The sequence below is a fragment of the Microbacterium sp. UFMG61 genome (assembly GCF_015354505.1).
Lineage (GTDB): Bacteria > Actinomycetota > Actinomycetes > Actinomycetales > Microbacteriaceae > Microbacterium.
Genome location: NZ_JACAFP010000028.1, coordinates 1 through 834, shown reverse-complemented (window position 1 = coordinate 834; position 834 = coordinate 1). Strand labels below are relative to the sequence as shown.

1 protein-coding gene is annotated in these 834 nt (G+C 42.7%); it reads right to left on the bottom strand.

The features are described 5' to 3' along the window. The coding region (locus tag IXW21_RS18620) for a reverse transcriptase N-terminal domain-containing protein (protein WP_194765623.1) at positions 1 to 290 on the bottom strand (290 nt) is incomplete at its 3' end. Positions 291 to 834 lie beyond the last annotated feature (544 nt).

The following is an 834-nucleotide window of genomic DNA, read 5'->3' as shown; positions in this document are numbered from 1 at the left end:
TGTTTGTACAGATTGATACGTTCATTTGGTTTTGAGGCAGTATAGCCATCTACACCGGGTGTTCGCTTACCGTTATTTTGTTGTGTTACTCTGCGAATAGAAAGCAGTAGATTTGCTTTACTCCGAAGGAGTAAACGTTGAAGTTTCNTTACTTTTCTTTGTTGATTTTGTTGTTCGGCACGATAAATTCTTTGTCGTAACTTCGCTACATATTTTTGTATNATACTCCAATCAATAGAGTACCAATCTTTATGCGAGACGTGCGCCGACGCTCGTAGAGAGGTATTCATAACAGCACGCTCCTTTTCGTTAGAAGATAGCCACAAATTTATTTTCGTGTTGAAGACCAATGAGAAGTGGGCGCTCTTTCGAGCCTGTCCTTGTCTGTAAAGCCGACAGTATCCGTCCAGTTATACAATGATTCTGCTTTCCTGTTCCTTTTCAGGGTAACGGCCTTAGCTTTTTCTCATATCCCATACCCTCTGTCACATTGTTTGACTTTGCAGTCATCCTACTGCTTATGCAGATGACGTAGGGCTTACCAAGTTTCACTTCCTCCAGATTCGATGGGGGTAGGCAGGTTCTTTACTCCGGGCAAGATGCGGGACGCATTAGAGTAGCTTTATGATTCTACTTTTCCTCTTACCAAGACCCAAGCAAGAATATGCATTATCTTGAGCTAACTGTGACGAAGCTTATAAACCTTCACTTTCGTTTACCATACCTATCTTCTCCTAGCAGTATTCCGGACCATGCATTTGTCCTCTGTTTCCACATTTCCTCATGCAACCGACAGACTCGTTACCAAGAATGCCGTTTCGGATGGAGATCATC